Origin of the sequence: Candidatus Pelagibacter sp. HIMB1623, from assembly GCF_052047695.1 — a bacterium.
Taxonomy (GTDB): Bacteria; Pseudomonadota; Alphaproteobacteria; order Pelagibacterales; family Pelagibacteraceae; genus Pelagibacter.
The window spans coordinates 35446-53161 of record NZ_JBNAJN010000013.1 but is presented as its reverse complement, the minus strand read 5'-3'; the positions used below and the strand labels follow the sequence as shown (position 1 = coordinate 53161).

The following is a 17716-nucleotide window of genomic DNA, read 5'->3' as shown; positions in this document are numbered from 1 at the left end:
TTCAATTATTCTTTCTCTTCTTCTTTTTTCTTCAGATCTTCTGATAATGATGAAAAAGGCAAGTTTTTACCAGAACCTTCAGATCCATATTTTTCAAGAGCTTCTTTTTTCTCAATTTCTTCAAGCAATCTAATACTTAATGTTACTTTTCTTTTGTTTAGGTCTAAATCTGCTATTGCACAGTCTAATTTCTCACCACCTGTCCATCTGCTTGGCCTAGCGTCTGCAGCATTAATTGCTATCGCAGATTTTTTAATTTGGAAATCCATTTCACAGCCTTCTGGTCTCACAATCAGACCTTTGTTATCAGTTGAAACAACCTTAACAGTTATCGTTTGATTTTTTGCTTTATCTTTAAACCAGTCAAACGGATCTGGTTGTGTTTGTCTTAGACCAACTCTAATTTTTTGTTCAGAAGATTTAATTTCTAAAACTTTAACTTGAAGTTTATCGCCTTTTTTATACTTGGCTAATTCTTCTTCGCCATTATTTAAATACGTCAAATCATTACAATGTAAAAAAGCATCAATATCTAAATCCTCTATTTTGACAAACAATGAGTATTCGTTTTTATTCACAACCTCACCTTCAACAATGCTATCGATAGGATATTTCTTCTCAAATGTCTCAAATGGATTTTCTTGGGTTAGTCTATGTGAAATAGCAACTCGTCTTTTATCTTTATCAATTTCAGTAATCACACAATCTATTTCATCTCCAACTTTAAACATTTTTTTTGCTGAAATATTCTTCTTAGTCCAGCTTAGTTCACTAGAATGAAGTAAAGTTGTTAAACCTGGTTCTAGTTCACAGAAAGCACCGAAGTCCATTAATTTTACAACCTTGACTTTATAGATTTTGTTTAGCTCATAATTTTCAATATGCTCAAAAGGGTCAGGAGACAATTGTTTTACTGAACATCCAACTTGTAATTTTTCTTTATCAACACTAATTACTTTTAAGTCATGTTTCTCACCTATATTGAAAACTTCATCTGGATGGTTTACTCTTGAATAAGAAATTTCTTGTAAGTGAACTAGTACATCTAATTCACCATTAACATTAAAGAAGCAGCCAAAAGAGCTATATCCTTTTACTTCTGCACCCTTAATAATGTCACCAACTTTATATTTCTCAACTATTTTTGCTTTATCTTCTTTCTTAAACGATGAAATTATTTCTCTTCTTGAGACACACGCATTACCTCTTACTTTATCAAGTTTAATTAGAGCAAATTTTTGTGGTTCATTCATTAAATGACTTATATCTTTTAAAGGCTTATCACTGATCTGTGAGCCAGGTAAAAACATCAATGAACCTGTATCTATGTGTTCAACTATACATCCTCCTTTGCACTTAGATGTAATTTTTCCCATGATAGGCTCATTTTTTTCATATGCTTCTACCAATTTATCCCAACCTTTGATTTTTTGGGCTTTACTAGCTGAAACTAAAATTTCACCATGCTTATCTTCAATTTTTTCAAGTAGCACAGGAATTGTTTCTCCAATTTTGATTTTCTCAGAAAGTCCCATGCTCTTTAATTCATTAATATCAAGAACTGGTTCTGATTTTAAACCTTCAACAAATAAAAATACAAATTTCTCTGTAATTTTATTTATTTTTCCTTCAATGATTTTACCTTCTTCTATTTGAACTTTTGAAAGTTGACTGCTTAGTAATTTTTCGAATTCTTGAGATGCTGGATTTGATAAGTCTTTATAAATTTCCATTAAATATTAATTTTCCTGTCTATTATTTTTTTTATTTTTAAAAAACATGACCTTTTATTAAGGTTTGTCGTATTAATCAATAGTGAATCTTTTGTTTTCTTTAAAGGAGATATTTTTCTATTTAAATCACTTTTATCACGTTTTTTAATGCTTTTTAAGACATCTTTATATGTTATTTTTTTCTTTAACCCTTTTAATTCTTTATATCTTCTTAATGCTCTAGTTTTTACATTTGCAGTTATATAAAATTTAAAGTCAGCATCAGGAATAATATTGTATGTAATATCCCTTCCATCCAAGCAAGAACCTTTATATTTTTTAGGTGGGTTATATGCAAAATTAATTTGAAAAGAATGGACCATTTTTCTTATTGATTTAATTTTAGAAATTATGGAAGCTTCAGTTCCAACTTCATCAGACAGTAAATTATTGTCTGAGAGATCTTTTATTTTTAATGACTTAATTTTTGATTTTATAAATTTATTATTAAATTTTTTTGGGTATTTAATTTTTAGATAAGCAATAAATCTATAAATTTTTCCAGTATCAAGATAAAATAGATTATAATGTTTTGAAATAGCTTTTGCTAAAGTTCCAGCACCTGCTGCAGCAGGTGAGTCAATAGCAATTTTTAAAATATTTTTTCTTTTAATCATTTTTTTAAATCCTCAATAATTTTTAGAAAATTAGGAAACGATGTGTTGATTGAATCTTTATCGTGAATAGTCCATTTTCCACCAAAACTTAACGCTGCAATCAAACTTGTCATAAAAACTCTATGATCTTTTAAATAATTTTTAATTGTAATTTTTTTGTCAAAATCTAAATTTAGATCAGGGTTGCCATAGATTTTAATAGAGTCGTTTGTTGTAATTGTTTTTACTCCTAAATTGGATAAAATTTTATCAGCCCATTTTAACCTTGGGCTTTCTTTTTGATTTAATTCACCAAGATTACTAAAATACGAAACACCTTTCGCTTTGGCAGCAACTAAAAATATAACTAAAAATTCATCAATCGCACCACTATTTAATTCAGGAGGGCAATTAATCGCCTTTATATTTTTTGCACTCACTACTTTTATGTCAGCCTTTTTCTCACCCTTATAAGTTTTTTGATTTTTAAAAATTATTCTCACTCCCATTTTTTTTAAAATAGTTATGATACCGATCCTAGATGGATTTATATTTACATTTCTAATAACTAATTCTGAATTATTAGAGAGCGCAGTTAGGACAATGAAAAATGCACTAGAACTAATATCCGATGGAATATCATAATTTAAAGAATTAATTTTTTTTACTTTTTCAATTTTAATTTCATCAAAATTTTTATTATTTTTAATACTTATTGGTAATTTCAAATGTTTACATAATAGTTCAGTATGGTTTCTTGATTTTTTCGCTTTAATTGTTGTTGTTCCATCAGTTCTCATTGCTGCAAAAATAATTGAACTTTTGCACTGAGCTGATCCTTTGTTTTCATTATATTTAATTGGTTTTAGCTTTGATGATCCATAGATCTTTAAGGGTAAAAAATTATTGCTCCTTAATTTAAATTTAGCTCCAAACTTGCTTAAAGGATCTGATACTCTTTTAAAATCTCTTTTTGATAAACTTTTGTCTCCAATTAAATTTATTGGCTCTGGAGAATTTACTAACAGTCCAAGAATAAGTCTTCCAAGAGTACCTGAATTTTGAGCATCTATAGTGAGGTTTTTTTTATATTTATAGCCATCAATTCCTTTTCCATAAATTTTACATTCTTTTTTTTTTATAATTACTTTAATTCCCAATTTTTTTACTGCCTCTATTGCAGCCAATACATCTTCAGACATTAAAAGATTTTTTGCTTTTGATGTTCCTTTTGCTAACGAGGAAAAAAGTACCCATCTAATACTTAAGCTTTTATCACCAGGAACTGTTATAATTTTTTTAAATTTTTTAATTTTATGATTTACAGAAATTATTTTTGACATTTGCAATTATTTAAAACTAAAAGACTCACCAAAGTATGCACTTTTTGCTTCAATATTATTAACTAGATCAGATGGAGAGCCTTCTGCAATAATCTTGCAATTGCTCAAAATCATTGCAACATCTACACAAGCGAGTAAATCTCTTGCTTGGTGATCACATATACAGATAGTAATTTTTTTCTCATTTTGTAAGTTTACAATAATTTCTTGTAACATTTTTATTGTTAGGACATCTAGAGCTGCAAAACATTCATCTAAAAGAAGAACACTTGGATCACTTAAAAGTGATAGAGCAATAACTAATTTCTTTTTTTGCCCACCAGAAAGAAATTTCGCTTTTATGTTTCTTAAATTCTCTAATTCAAATTTACTAATTAATTCATTAATTTTGTTTTCTTCACTATTTTTTTCGTTAATAACAATTTCTGCGATAGCTTTTAGGTTTTGGTACAAAGTTAGATCGCTAAAAAAACCACCATATTGAGGAACATATCCAACTTTAAATTTTTTTGTTCTTAGATATATTGGAAAATCTAAAACATTGGTGTTGTTGATTTTAATTTGACCGCTATCTGGCTTAATAAGTCCTGTTATTAAATTGAATATTGTAGATTTACCAACACCATTTGGTCCAAGCATTCCAAAAATTTCACCTTCGTTAATTTTAAAATTGATATTATCTAAAATTAATCGATTTCCATATGACAGGGATACATTTTCAAAAGAGATGATCGAATTAGGTTGCTTATATGATTTAATTCTAAATTTTTTTATAAGCGCCATTTAATTTCGACTTTCTATATTTACTTTATCTTTAGAATTGTGCATAAAAATTTTTGTATCTTTTGTTATTGTATCAAGTTCAACTACATCTGCTTTTAAAATATTAGTAGGGTTTGTGTAAACTACATTTTTTGAAATAATCAATAAATTTTTCTTCATTGAAAAGTCTAAATAATCCCCAGTAATTGAATTATCTTGATATTGAATTCTAACGTTCTGCGAGAAAATGGTATCATAATTTATTGTATTATATTTGCCAAAGTCAGAGACAACTGTAATCGTCTCATTTTTTTCAATTAAATTGAGGAAAGCTTTTACATTTTTTAAAAAGATAATGTCACTATTATCAAGATCTATTTCGCCTTCATCAGCCAAAATTATATATTCATTTCCCTTTAGGTCTTTTGAAGAATATTTAATATCTTTAATAATATTTGAATTTGTAGAAATCTCTTCTTCAGCTTCTAAACTTATATTTTGATTATTTTTTTCTTTTTGGAAATAATTTGAATAAATGAAAAAAAAACTTACAGCTAATATAATTATGAAAATAAAAACTCTATAATTTATACTTTTCATTAATTAATGCTGGATTTTAATAGAGTATGAATATGAAGAATACCGATAGTTTTAAGTTTATTTTTTTTATTATGTACACAAAGAGAAGTAATTTTTTTCTCATTCATCAAGCTTAACGCTTTTACTGCTAATGAGTCTTTATCAATACTAATTGGATTTTTTGTCATAATTTCTTTTGCAGACACATTAAAAAGATTTTCTTTTTTTTCATTAAATCTTCTAATTTGCCCATCTGTGATTATTCCTTTAGTCCGTTTTTGTTTATCTTGAATAAGTAGAAATCCTAATTTTTTTTTACTTAATATTTGTAAACCTTTTTTCATATTTAGATTTTCATCAATAAAAGGAATTTTATTTCCTGTTAGCATAATATCTTCTACTGTTCTTAGTTGAGCTCCAAGACTACCTGCGGGATGTAATTTTTTAAAATCTAATTTTCCAAATTTTTTATATTTCATTGAACAAATGGCCAGAGCATCACCCAAAGCAAGCTGAGACGTCGTGCTAGATGTTGGAATTATGCCTTCAGCTTCAATTACTTGAGGAATTAAAAGTTTTATATCAGCTGCTTTATATAAAACTGAATCTTTCTTAGACACTATTCCTATCAAGAGAATTTTATTTCTGTTGGCAAATTGAATAATATTTTTTAGTTCATTTGTTTGTCCAGAATTACTAATTAGTATTAAAATATCATTTTTTGATATCATTCCAAGGTCACCATGAGAAGCTTCACTAGCAGCAAGACTAAATGATGGGGTTCCAACAGAAGCAAGAGTTGCTGCAATTTTAGATGCTATTAAACCACTCTTACCCACTCCGCACAAAATTACTTTTGATTGGCATTTTGCTATTTTTATTACTGCTTCACCAAAAGAGCTGTTGATACTTTTTTTTAATTTTTGAAGCGCTTTTATTTCTAAGTTAATTACATTGTTTGCTTCAGTTATGAATTTTTTTTTATTCATTAGTGCGACCAGATATCATCTCTAAATAATGCAAGATCAAGATCAACCCTTGTTTTTAAAAATTTAAGACAATCTTCATAAAGTTGCATTCTATTTTCTCTTTCCAATATTTTTTTCAATTCATCATGTATTCGATGTAAATATATTACATCGTTAGCACAGTATTTTAGTTGCGCAGGTGTTAATTCACCTCCAAAATCTGAACTTTGAAATTGTTTGCTAATATCTATATTTATAAACTCTTTAATAAGCGTTTTTAATGAATGGTTGTCAGAATAAGATCTTGCAAGCTTTGATGCAATTTTTGTGTCTAGAATATTTTTAGTTTCTGTTTTTAAATAATATTTAATATGAGCCATATCTGCTCGTCCATAATGAAAAATTTTTACAATATTTTCGTTGCTTAATATTTTAATTAAATTAGGTGCTTGATAATTTTTTCTATCAAATTGAACTATATGTGCATCTGAGTTGCCAGAAGATACTTGAATTAAGCACAATGGATCACGTCTGACATTTAGACCCATGAATTCACCATCTATGGCAATTATATTGCCTAAATTTAAATCATCTGGTAGATCGTTTTTGTGAAGTTGAATATTATTACTCATTTTTAAACATATATATATGAAAGCAAAAAATTGTCTAATTTTTGGTGGTAGTGGCCAAATTGGAAGAAACTTAATAAGAAAATTAACTAAGAATAATTATAAAGTTACTGTTGTAACAAGAAACATTCATCAAAAAAGTTATATTATCAAAACACAAGCTAATGCAGGCTATATTGATATTGCTGAAGCAAATATTTTTGATGAAAAAAAAATAAGAGAACTTTTTTCAAAAGCAGACATATGCATAAACTTAATTGGTATTTTGTTTGAGCAGAAAAAAGGAAATACGTTTGATAATATCCATTCAATATTCCCTTCTTTATTAGCAAAGCTCTCAAAAGAATATAATCTAAAACATTTTATTCATTTATCCGCATTAGGAATTAATGATGCATTGGATTCAGACTATGCAAAAAGTAAGCTTGAAGGTGAAAACAAAGTTTTAAAAAATTTTCCTTTGGCAACAATACTAAGACCATCTATTGTCTATTCTGTTGATGATAATTTTACTACAAACTTTATGACTTTACTGAATAGACTTCCTATTTTCCCATTATATTATGAAGGCAAGACTAAGTTTGCTCCTATTCATTGCTCTGATTTAACAGATACAATTCATTATATTATTTCAAATAATGTTTATTCAAAAATAATTGAATGTGTAGGACCTGAAGAAATTAATTTTAAAGAGCTTCTTGAAAAATTATTAAATTTGATTGGAAAAAAAAGATTACTTATACCCCTACCTCTACCAGTAGCTAATTTTTCTGCAAGATTTTTTGAAATTATGCCGAAACCTTTGCTTACAAGAGATCAATTAAGACTTTTAAAATATAATAATATTGCTTCAGGTAAGTACAAAACTAATTCTGATATAGGAATTCCAAGTTTAAGGTATTTTGATCAAGAGGTAAAAAAATATTGTTATATGTGGAGAGAAGGCGGTCAGTTTTCTACAGAAAAATACAATTCAGAGAATGATTTAGATATAAAAGCTAATTAACAAATTAAGCTGACTGTATTTTCTTTTCAATGAATTCTGGAACTTCTTCTTTATCAGTTACTTCTTCTTTTTTACCTTTTGGCTGGTAAGCATAAAGAAGATGTAGTTTGCAGTATGAAAAATCTTTTAAAGAAGATCTTCCACAAAAATAAAATGATTTCTCATCTGGATGACCTATTGGCCATTTGCAAGAATGTTCATCAAGTTCTTCCAATTGCTTTGGGTTTTCTGGCTCAAAGTCTTTTTCAATTATTAAAGATTTAAATTTACTTTTTCGTCCTCTTCTAGATCTAATATTTTTTTCACCAATTGTTTCTTCAAAATTTTGATTAGAAGTTGCAGATCTTGTCTTAATTTTTGCAGATAAATTAAGTCTATGTGCTTTACCAATAACTGCATTTCTACTAATACCACCAATAATCTCAGCTATTTGGCTTGCAGTATTTCCTTTGCCCCAAAGCTCTTTTAATTTCTGTACTTTTTCTTCAGTCCAACTCATATATCAACATGTTGTATTAACTTTTTTAAAAATAACAATATACTGTTATAAAAATTAATTAAACAATCAAAAAATTAGAGTTATCAACACGAATTACAAGAAACTAACTGACCAGTTTCAATCATAACTTGTATCTATTAATTAAAATTTATAAAAATAAAATTTATTTATGAGCAATCTAGCTAAAAATTATAATAGAAAAAAAATCTCATTTAGTTATGGAAAGGGTAGTTATTTATATTCCACTGATGGAAAGAAATATTTAGACTTTGTAAGCGGTATAGCTGTAAATTCATTAGGCCACGCACATCCAAAATTAGTAAAAACAATTAACAAGCAATCAAAAAAACTTTGGCATGTTTCAAATGCTTTTCAAATTCCAGAGGGAGAAAGATTAGCTAAAAAATTATGTAAAAATACTTTTGCAGATTTTGTAATGTTTCAAAATAGTGGGGCAGAAGCCACTGAAGCTGCTATAAAAATTGCTAGAAGATATTTTTTTTCTATAGGAAAACCAAATAAAAATAGAATTTTATGCGTAAAAAATTCTTTTCATGGAAGAACTCTGGCAGCAATATTTGCAAGTGGTTCTAAAAAAATGATAGAAGGATTTGGTCCAAAAGTAAATGGTTTTGATCATTTTGATTTTGGCAATCATGAATTATTGAAAAAAAAAATAACCAAAAACACTGCTGCAATCATGGTTGAAACAATAATGGGTGAAGGTGGTATTAAAGTTATTCCTGATTGGTGCTTGAGAGAATTGAGAAAATTATGTGATAAAAAAAATATATTATTGATACTTGATGAGGTTCAGTGCGGAATTGGAAGATCTGGTGATTTTTTTGCATTTGAAAAATCTAAAGTTAAGCCGGACATTGTACCGATTGCAAAAGGAATTGGTGGCGGTTTTCCAATTGGAGCAGTTTTAATGAATAAAAAAGTTGCTACTGGTATGGTGCCAGGTACACATGGATCAACATTTGGAGGAAATCCTTTAGCAATGTCAGTTGGTAATGCTGTTATGGATATTGTATCAAATAAGAAATTTTTAAAAAATGTAAAAAATTTATCAAAACATTTCATATCAAATCTAAATAATATTAAAGACAAGTATCCCAAAATTATTAAGCAGATTAGAGGGAAAGGTTTATTAATCGGAATTCAACTTCAAAAAGATCAAACATTGTTTATAAAAAAACTAATGGATAATAAACTTTTAACTATACGTGCTGCTGAAAATGTGGTTCGTATTCTACCACCATTAAATGTTAAAAAAGTTGAAATTAATCAAGCTTTAAAAATTATTAAAAAAGTATGTGAAGAGTTAAAATAATAATGAAACATTTTATAAATTTAAAAGATATACCCGCTAATGACTTAAGAAAGATTTTAATTGATGCAAAAAAAAGAAAAAATTTAAGAAAAAAATTAAGCACACTTGAGGTAGATAAAGGAGCACCTTTAAAAGGAAAATTGCTAATACAAATGTTTGAAAAATCAAGTTTAAGAACTCGATTAAGCTTTTATTTAGCAATAAAACAACTTGGTGGTGGAACTTTAACTTTACGTTCTAACGAATTACACTTAGGTCAAGGGGGCGAAAGTATTGCAGATACTGCCAAAATTCTTTCAACATATGGGGATGGATTTATGTTGAGAACTGATAGTGATAAAAAAGTTGAGGATTTTAAAGACCATCTATCAATACCAGTAATTAATGGATTGAGTCCATCTTCTCATCCAACTCAAGTCCTATCAGATGTTTTTACAGTTGAGGAAATAACAAAAAAACCTATTTCGAAATTAAATATTTGTTGGATAGGCGACTCCAACAATGTTTTAGATAGTTTAATTGCGGCTTCAGTTAAATTTTCATTTAAATTGAAAATTGGTTGTCCAAAAAAATTTGAACCAGGACAACAAGTCAGAAATTGGGTTAAAAAAAATAAAAAAAAAATATTTATATACAATGACCCCAAAAAAGCTGCATCAGGAGCAGATGTAATTTTTTCTGATAAAGTAATTTCTCTAAATGATAAAGTTAATAAGAAAAATAAAATACAAGCTTTCAAGAAATTTAAAGTAAGCAAAAAACTAATGAGCTTTGCAAATAAAAATTGTATATTTTTACATTGTTTGCCTAGAGGAGATGAAGTTAGTGAAGAAGTTTTTCTAGGAAAAAATTCTCATGTTTGGCAGCAAGCTCTAAATAGAGTTCACGTACAAAAAAGTATTTTATTATATTGTTTTGGAAAACTAAGGTAGAGGTACTGGATTATCTGAATTCTCGTTTAAATATTTAATTACTGATGCTCTATCACTCTCTTTTCTAAGTCCAGCATAGGCCATTTTGGTTCCCTTAATATATTTTGCAGGCTTTTTAAGAAAGCCATTTAATTCTTCAAATGTCCATTCTTTGTCATAAGCTGCTAATGCTTTTGAATACTTATAGTCTTCTACAGATCCAACTTTTCTTCCTACCACGTTGTAGAGAGCTGGCCCTATTGCATTTTTTCCACCTTTAATTATTGAATGACATGCTGCACACTTTTTAAAAACTTTTTCACCAGTTGCTATATCTCCCATTGCCATTAATGCTACAATGTCTATTTTTTCCTCTTCTTTTGCAGAACTAGAAGTAGATACAGTAGTTGCATTCTCTATTTCAACTGTATAGCCAGGGGTCTCAGGCTCCTCCACATAAAATATAACATCAGATAATTTACCGATTCCTATAACTAAAAGAGCAACCATTAATACTGCTGCAATAATCTTATTTATTTCAAAAGAATCCATTTTTTTTAATTATGAGATTGAACATATAACACGTTAAATAAAAAAATCGCTAAAATTTAATGTATAAATTTGCCTCTCTCATTAATTAATGGTTAAATAAATCAAAAATAATGAAAACCATAATTATTATACCCTCAAGAATGTCTGCTACCAGACTTCCAGGCAAACCTTTGTTAAAAATTAATGATTTATCAATTATTTCTCATGTTTGCAAAAGAGCATCAGAGGCAAATATTGGGGATGTTTATGTGGCAACAGAAGATCAAGAAATTGTTGATGATGTTAAAAAAAGTGGTTTTAAAGCTATTTTAACGAGCAGTAAACATAAAACTGGGACTGATAGGATTTATGAGGCCTATAAAAAATTAAATATAAAAAATATTGATTTGATTATGAATTTACAAGGAGATGAACCATCTATTAAAGTTGAAGATATAATTGGCTTAAATCAAAAAATGATTGTCCATAAATCAAAGATAGGCACACTTGCAGCCAAAATAAAGGATCTGAAAGATTTGGAAAATGAAAATGTTGTTAAAGTATTAACAGAAAAAAAACTTGAGGATAATAATTTTTCTAAAGCTAAGTCATTTAATCGAATATCTAAAAATATTAGTAATACTTATCATCATATTGGTATTTATTGTTACGCTGCAGATACACTTGAAAAGTTTGTAAATTTAAATCAAACAGAAAATGAAAGTAAATTTAGACTAGAGCAATTGAGAGCTTTAGATAATAAAATTGATATCAATGTAAGTATAGCCAATTCAAATCCTATAGGGGTTGATACCGAGGAAGATTATCTGGCCTTGAAAAAAATTATGGAATATAAATCGTTATGAGCAAAATATATTTCCAAGGAACTTATGGTGCGTATTCACATTTAGCCGCTCTATCAATTGATCCAGATGCTGAGATTATACCTTGTAAAACTTTTGATGATTGTTTTAATAAAGCTTCCGAAGAGCATGAGTGCAAGATTATAATTCCTGAGTCTAACAGAATTACTGGAAATATAGGAATTGAATATTTAATTTTTAAACACAGATTAAATATTTATAAGGAACACTTTCAAAAAATTGAACATAATTTACTTGGACAACCTGGTGTAAAACTAGAAAGTATCAAAGAAGTATATTCTCATGCACAAGGTTTATCTCAATGTTCAAATTTCATTAAAGAAAATAATTTATCTGAACATATAAGAGCAGATACAGCTGGATCTGCAGAAATGATTTCTAAAACAAAAGATCCAAAACAAGCTGCAATCGCATCTTCATTAAGTGCTGAAATTTATGGATTAGAAATAATAAAAAAAAATATAGAGAATGAGACTGGAAACTTGACTAGATTTTTAGTTATGGGAAAAAATATTTCTCAACCTGAATTTAAAGATAAAAAATATATAACCTCTTTTTTGTTTAAACTTAAAAGTAAACCAGCAGCCCTCTACCAGTCACTAGGAGGTTTTGCTATAAATGGTGTCAATTTAACAAAATTGCAAAGTTACCCAGAAAAAAATAGTTTTGATTCATATTTTTTCTTATGTGATTTAGATGGACATATTGAGGATTTAAAAGTTCAAAAATCTTTAGAAGAGTTAGGTCTTCACTGTGAAGATTTTCACGTTTTAGGTGTGTTTGAGGCAGATACCCTTAGAGAAAAAAAATAATATTCTTTTCTTGTGGATTAGAAATTTTAACTGCTATAATAGATCTGGAGGCTAGAGGTGGATGCTGCTTGAACCCGACCAGATCTTAACGGAAGCAGTCGTAGAGACAGTTATTCAGGTTCTAGTCTCCTAAATTATATAAATATGAATAATAATTCTAAAGTATTAGCTTTAAAATATAGACCTCAAACATTTGATCATCTCATTGGTCAAGAAGTAGTAGCTGAAACAATAATTAATTCTATTACAGCAAATAAGGTTCCTAACGCTTACTTATTTACAGGAATTAGAGGGATAGGAAAAACGACAACAGCAAGAATTGTTGCTAAAGCACTTAATTGTTCAAATGGAATAGAAAATTTATGTGAGGAAAATTATTGTGAACATTGTGATGCGATTAGTAATTCAAGACATATTGATGTTCTTGAGATGGATGCAGCTAGCAAAACAGGTGTAGATGATGTTAGAGATTTAATTGAATTTTCTAGATATGGACCAACTACAGCAAAATTTAAAATTTTTATCATCGATGAGGTTCATATGCTCAGTAAACAGGCATTTAACGCATTACTAAAAACATTAGAAGAACCACCCCCATATTTAAAATTTATTTTTGCAACTACTGAAATTAAAAAAATACCAATAACTGTAGTATCAAGGTGTCAAAGATTTGATTTGTCTAGAATTAAATCTTCAGAATTATTGGAATTTATAAAAAAAATAAAAGACAAAGAGAAAGGAAACATTTCAGATGATGCTTTAAAATTAATTGTTAAAATTTCTGAGGGTTCCGTAAGAGATGCTTTGTCGCTTTTAGATAGGGCCATGTTAAGTTTAGAAAATGACGTAGAATTAGATTTAGTAGCTGCACAAAAAATATTTGGATATTTTGATAAATCACAACTTATAGATTTATTTGAATTAATTTTAAAAGGGGAAGAGGATAAAGTAATTAATACTTATAGAAAAATTTATGACCAAGGTGTTGAACCAAAAGTATTTATAAATGATTTTCTAGAATTATTATATTATTTTAAAAATATAAATTCACTAAGTTTAGAAAGTACCAATTTTTCTCTAAATGATGATGAATTTGAAAAAATTAAAAATATAGAAAATCAAGTAAACCCAGATACGTTGATATTATTTTGGCAATTTACTATTTCTACCCTTGAGGAGCTAGATATTGTTTCCAATCAACATTTGTCAATTGAAATGTTTCTTATCAGATTGATGTATTTAAGCTCTACTAAATCTAAAACTAAAATGGATGATATTAAAGATTTTAATAATTCTAATGAAATTAAAGAAAAAAATCTGTCTTCTCCAACTGTAAATCAAATAAAAAATATTGCTCAAGAAGAAAAAAGCAAACCAGAACTCTCTAATGAAGTTAAGGCTGATAGCTCTTTAAAAATTAATTCTCTTGAACGTCTAATCCAAATTTGTCTAGACAAAAAAGAAATTAAATTAAAATATGAATTAGAAAAAAATGTTAATCTAGTAAAATTTGAGCAAAATAGAATCGAGATATCCTTTAATGATAATTTAGATAAAAACTTTGTAAAAGATTTATCGACAAAACTTTTTGAGTGGACTAATGAAAGATGGATTATTACGTTTAGTAAGGCAAAAGGTGAAATTTCTATAAAAGATAAAATTGTTCAAAATAAAAAGCTATTGATAGAAGAGGCAAAAAAATCAGATATTTTTAAAAAAGTAATTGATAATTTTCCAGATGCTGAGTTGATAGATGTAAGTTTAATTAAAGAAGGAGATTCAAATGACTGATTTTAGTAAAATTTTAGACAAAGCTAAGGAACTTGAAGCAAAAATGAAAGAGAGCCAAGCAAAAATAAAAGAGATAAGAGTTGAGGGAGTTTCTGGGTCTAATTCGGTAAAAATTGTACTGGATGGAGAAGGTGAGATGCAAAAAATTAATTTATCGGATGAAATAATGAAAGAAGATAAAACAATCATAGAAGATTTAATTGTTGCCGCTCATAACAGCGCTAAATCTCAGTTAAAATCAAAAACAACTGAGGAAATTTCAAAAGCAACAGGAGGCTTTGGAGTACCTGGGTTTAAGTGGCCTTTATAATAAATGCAAAACATTAGTGAGATAGAAGAATTAATAAAGCTAATCTCTAAACTTCCAGGTTTAGGACCAAAGTCAGCAAAAAGGATTGTTTTAAAGATGATCAATAATCGAGATGAACTTGTTAAACCAATGGCAAATACTTTGGCTCAACTTTATAAAAATGTTGTTAGATGTAACTCTTGTGGATCTTTAAAATCTATTTCAACAGGATGTATTAATTGTGAGGACAAAAATACTAAATACAATAAAATTTGTGTTGTCGAAGATATTGCAGATCAGTGGTCTATAGAAAATTCAAATATATTCCAAGGTTACTTTCATATATTGGGTGGAACAATATCTTCAGTAGGTCAAAGAAAAGAAGATCTTTTAATAAATTCTCTAGTTGATCGAGTTAATCGAGAAAATATTGAGGAAGTAATTCTTGCAACTAGCGCAACTGTTGAAGGTCAAACAACAGCATATTATATTCAAGATAGTTTAAAAAATTTAAATATTAAAATAACTAAGCTTGCACAAGGACTGCCAGTGGGTGGAGAAATTGAAAGTTTGGATGATGGAACTTTATTTTCTGCTTTTAAAAATAGATCTAGTTTAGTTTCTAATTCAGATTAGATTTTTTATTCAATCGATTTAAGTGAAGCAAAGGTTCAGTATAACCTGATGGTTGTTCTTTACCTTTAAACACTAAATCACATGCAGTTTGAAAAGCTATTGAACTATCAAAATTATCACTCATCCTAACATATTTTGGGTCGTTTTTATTTTGATCGTCAACAATTTTAGCCATATCTTTCATGATTTCAGTTACTTGTATTTTAGTTGTAATTCCATGATGAATCCAATTTGCAATATGTTGAGATGAAATTCTAAGTGTTGCTCTATCTTCCATTAATCCCACATTGTTAATATCAGGAACTTTAGAGCAACCAACCCCCTGATCAACCCATCTAACCACATAACCTAATAAGGTTTGTGCTGAATTAGAAATTTCTTTATTTATCTCTTCTACTGACCAATTTGGTCTATCTGCTACTGGTATTGTTAAGAGATCATCTAGTTTAGCTGCTTCCCTGTTGATTAATTTTTTTTGCTCACCAAAAATATTTATTTCATGATAATGTAAAGCATGCAAAGCAGCTGCTGTTGGAGATGGTACCCATGCACAATTAGCTCCTGCTTTTAAATGTCCAGTTTTTTGCTCCATCATATCTTTCATTTTATCTGGCATTGCCCACATTCCTTTTCCTATTTGTGCTTTGCCCGAAAAACCACATCTTAAACCAACATCAACATTATTATTTTCATAGGCGTTAATCCATTTAGAAGTCTTCATGTCACCTTTTTTAATCATAGGACCTGCTTCCATTGATGTATGCATTTCATCACCTGTTCTATCTAGGAAACCAGTGTTTATGAAAAACACTCTATTTTTAAGGTTTCTAATACATTCTTTAAGGTTAGCTGAAGTTCTTCTTTCCTCGTCCATTATTCCAATTTTACATGTGTATTTTTTTAAACCTAAGACCTCTTCAACTTTAGAAAAAATTTGATCAGTAAATTCAGTTTCATCTGGTCCATGCATTTTAGGCTTAACAATATAAATTGAACCTCTCCTTGAGTTATTTTTATTCTTAAGATCATGTAAAGCAGCAGCTGTAGTAATAAATGCATCCATGATACCTTCAGGAATTTCATTTCCATCACTTAATATTATTGATGGATTGGTCATAAGATGACCTACATTCCTTACTAATAAAAGACTTCTACCATGAAGTTTTAAACCTTTACCTTCTTTTGAAACATAACTTCTATTTGGATTTAGTTTTCTTTCAAATAATTTACCATCTTTTTCAAAAGTAGATTTCAAATCTCCCTTCATTAAGCCAAGCCAATTTCGATAACAAATGATTTTATCTTCGGCATCTACTGCAGCAACACTATCTTCATTATCACAGATAGTTGAAACCGCAGACTCCAGAATTATATCACTAATCCCAGCATGATCTTGTTGAGCTGCAAATGCTCTCGAGTCTTTTAGTATTTCAATATGTAAATTATTATTTTTTAAAATTATCGCTGAAGGATTATCAATTTCGCCTCTATGACCAATAAATTTATTTTCATCTTGTAAATCAAAAATATCAGCTCCTTTTAATACTTTAAACTTACCATCTTTAATTGCAAAACTTGTAATTTTTTGCCAACTAAGTCCTTTCAAAGGAAAATATTTATCTAAAAAATCTCTTCCATATTTTATTACCATCTCACCTCTCAGAGGATCATATCTTTCAGATACACTATCTTCAGATTGTTCAATTACATCAGTACCATAAAGGCTATCATATAAACTCATCCATCTTGCGTTAGCAGCGTTTAATGCGTATCTAGCATTCATAACAGGTACTACTAATTGAGGACCAGCTATACTTGTGATTTCATCATCAACATTTTCTGTTTCAATTTTAAAATCAGGTCCTTCATTTTTTAAATAACCAATTTCTAATAAAAATTTTTTGTATTCTTCTAAATTTAATTCCTCACCTTTGTTAGTTATGTGCCAATCATTTATTTTTTTTTGTAAATTTTCTCTGATTTTTATTAAGTCTCTATTTTTTGGAACTAACTCATCTAGAGACTTCTCAAAACCTGTCCAAAAATTTTCTACACTGACATCTGTGTCTTTTAACAATTCTTCTTCTATGAATTTTGCAAGATTTTCTGAAACTTTAAGATTTTTAATTTGTATATATTTATGTTGCATAGCACTTTTATTACCCCATCTGTATCTTTGCCTGAGAGTTTTGCTCCTTCGGCGGAAATTAATCTCTTTCCAGAGTGTTATGCTTTAATCGGTCCTTTTGCCTGAGAGTTTCCGGGGTGGTTGCTCCTTCGGCGCTAATAATAGTCTCTCCCGATAAATAATTTGTATCTTTAAAAAGAATTAAGTCAATTGATAACAATTACGATGTCTTATAATTGATCAT

General features: G+C 28.5%; 18 protein-coding genes and 1 riboswitch. Of the genes, 8 read left to right on the top strand and 10 right to left on the bottom strand.

Annotated elements, in window-relative coordinates:
- Positions 1-5 precede the first annotated feature (5 nt).
- Genes ACTTBN_RS04700 through ACTTBN_RS04670 form a run of 7 tightly spaced genes read right to left on the bottom strand, consistent with a single transcriptional unit; the run spans position 6 to position 6652 of the window.
- A complete protein-coding gene (locus ACTTBN_RS04700) occupies positions 6-1733 on the bottom strand; it encodes a S1 RNA-binding domain-containing protein (RefSeq protein ID WP_440681244.1) in 1728 nt (575 codons plus the stop codon).
- Positions 1733-2389: a (d)CMP kinase gene (gene cmk, locus ACTTBN_RS04695; RefSeq protein WP_440681243.1), complete on the bottom strand. Its 657-nt coding sequence runs from the start codon at positions 2387-2389 to the stop codon at positions 1733-1735. Before cmk ends, ACTTBN_RS04700 begins: the two co-directional genes overlap by 1 nt.
- Complete coding sequence (gene aroA, locus ACTTBN_RS04690; protein WP_440681242.1) at positions 2386-3711, bottom strand: 3-phosphoshikimate 1-carboxyvinyltransferase; 1326 nt, start codon at positions 3709-3711, stop codon at positions 2386-2388. Before aroA ends, cmk begins: the two co-directional genes overlap by 4 nt.
- Before the next feature lie 6 nt (positions 3712-3717).
- Entirely contained in the window at positions 3718-4494 is a 777-nt protein-coding gene (locus tag ACTTBN_RS04685) for an ATP-binding cassette domain-containing protein (RefSeq protein ID WP_440681240.1), read from the bottom strand.
- Complete coding sequence (locus ACTTBN_RS04680) at positions 4495-5073, bottom strand: LPS export ABC transporter periplasmic protein LptC (protein WP_440681239.1); 579 nt, start codon at positions 5071-5073, stop codon at positions 4495-4497. It abuts the gene before it with no gap.
- Positions 5073-6041 carry a KpsF/GutQ family sugar-phosphate isomerase gene (locus tag ACTTBN_RS04675; RefSeq protein ID WP_440681238.1) on the bottom strand — a complete coding sequence of 323 codons (969 nt, stop codon included), beginning with the start codon at positions 6039-6041 and terminating at the stop codon, positions 5073-5075. Before ACTTBN_RS04675 ends, ACTTBN_RS04680 begins: the two co-directional genes overlap by 1 nt.
- The gene (locus ACTTBN_RS04670) at positions 6041-6652 is read right to left on the bottom strand and encodes a ribonuclease D (protein WP_440681237.1); all 612 of its coding nucleotides are present in this window, start codon (positions 6650-6652) and stop codon (positions 6041-6043) included. The genes ACTTBN_RS04675 and ACTTBN_RS04670 overlap by 1 nt, the downstream gene beginning before the upstream one ends.
- Positions 6653-6668: 16 nt before the next feature.
- Between ACTTBN_RS04670 and ACTTBN_RS04665 the strand changes: the two genes are divergently transcribed.
- Positions 6669-7655, top strand: a complete 987-nt coding sequence (locus ACTTBN_RS04665; RefSeq protein WP_440681236.1) for a complex I NDUFA9 subunit family protein — start codon at positions 6669-6671, stop codon at positions 7653-7655.
- A gap of 4 nt (positions 7656-7659) precedes the next feature.
- On the opposite strand, the gene ACTTBN_RS04660 is transcribed toward ACTTBN_RS04665, so the two are convergent.
- Positions 7660-8154, bottom strand: a complete 495-nt coding sequence (locus tag ACTTBN_RS04660; protein ID WP_440681235.1) for a GcrA family cell cycle regulator — start codon at positions 8152-8154, stop codon at positions 7660-7662.
- A gap of 169 nt (positions 8155-8323) precedes the next feature.
- On the opposite strand from ACTTBN_RS04660, the gene ACTTBN_RS04655 reads away from it, so the two are divergent.
- Together ACTTBN_RS04655 and argF are read left to right on the top strand one after the other, a co-directional pair.
- Complete coding sequence (locus tag ACTTBN_RS04655; RefSeq protein ID WP_440681234.1) at positions 8324-9490, top strand: aspartate aminotransferase family protein; 1167 nt, start codon at positions 8324-8326, stop codon at positions 9488-9490.
- Positions 9491-9492: 2 nt separating this feature from the next.
- Entirely contained in the window at positions 9493-10422 is a 930-nt protein-coding gene (argF, locus tag ACTTBN_RS04650; protein WP_440681233.1) for an ornithine carbamoyltransferase, read from the top strand.
- On the opposite strand, the gene ACTTBN_RS04645 is transcribed toward argF, so the two are convergent.
- The gene (locus ACTTBN_RS04645; protein ID WP_440681232.1) at positions 10414-10953 is read right to left on the bottom strand and encodes a c-type cytochrome; all 540 of its coding nucleotides are present in this window, start codon (positions 10951-10953) and stop codon (positions 10414-10416) included. The genes argF and ACTTBN_RS04645 overlap by 9 nt on opposite strands.
- Positions 10954-11063: 110 nt before the next feature.
- On the opposite strand from ACTTBN_RS04645, the gene kdsB reads away from it, so the two are divergent.
- From kdsB to recR, 5 genes are all read left to right on the top strand, one after another.
- A complete protein-coding gene (kdsB, locus tag ACTTBN_RS04640) occupies positions 11064-11798 on the top strand; it encodes a 3-deoxy-manno-octulosonate cytidylyltransferase (RefSeq protein WP_440681231.1) in 735 nt (244 codons plus the stop codon).
- The gene (locus tag ACTTBN_RS04635; protein ID WP_440681230.1) at positions 11795-12628 is read left to right on the top strand and encodes a prephenate dehydratase domain-containing protein; all 834 of its coding nucleotides are present in this window, start codon (positions 11795-11797) and stop codon (positions 12626-12628) included. Before kdsB ends, ACTTBN_RS04635 begins: the two co-directional genes overlap by 4 nt.
- Before the next feature lie 144 nt (positions 12629-12772).
- Positions 12773-14419, top strand: a complete 1647-nt coding sequence (gene dnaX / locus ACTTBN_RS04630) for a DNA polymerase III subunit gamma/tau (RefSeq protein WP_440681229.1) — start codon at positions 12773-12775, stop codon at positions 14417-14419.
- On the top strand, positions 14412-14729 hold the full coding sequence (locus tag ACTTBN_RS04625; RefSeq protein WP_440681228.1) for a YbaB/EbfC family nucleoid-associated protein: 318 nt from the start codon (positions 14412-14414) through the stop codon (positions 14727-14729). The genes dnaX and ACTTBN_RS04625 overlap by 8 nt, the downstream gene beginning before the upstream one ends.
- A 3-nt stretch (positions 14730-14732) precedes the next feature.
- The gene (gene recR / locus ACTTBN_RS04620; protein WP_440681227.1) at positions 14733-15344 is read left to right on the top strand and encodes a recombination mediator RecR; all 612 of its coding nucleotides are present in this window, start codon (positions 14733-14735) and stop codon (positions 15342-15344) included.
- On the opposite strand, the gene ACTTBN_RS04615 is transcribed toward recR, so the two are convergent.
- Positions 15331-17493 (bottom strand): malate synthase G, encoded by a 2163-nt coding sequence (locus tag ACTTBN_RS04615; RefSeq protein WP_440681225.1) that lies wholly within the window; start codon positions 17491-17493, stop codon positions 15331-15333. The two genes, recR and ACTTBN_RS04615, sit on opposite strands and share 14 nt — an antisense overlap.
- A gap of 79 nt (positions 17494-17572) precedes the next feature.
- Positions 17573-17656: riboswitch (glycine riboswitch) on the bottom strand.
- Positions 17657-17716 lie beyond the last annotated feature (60 nt).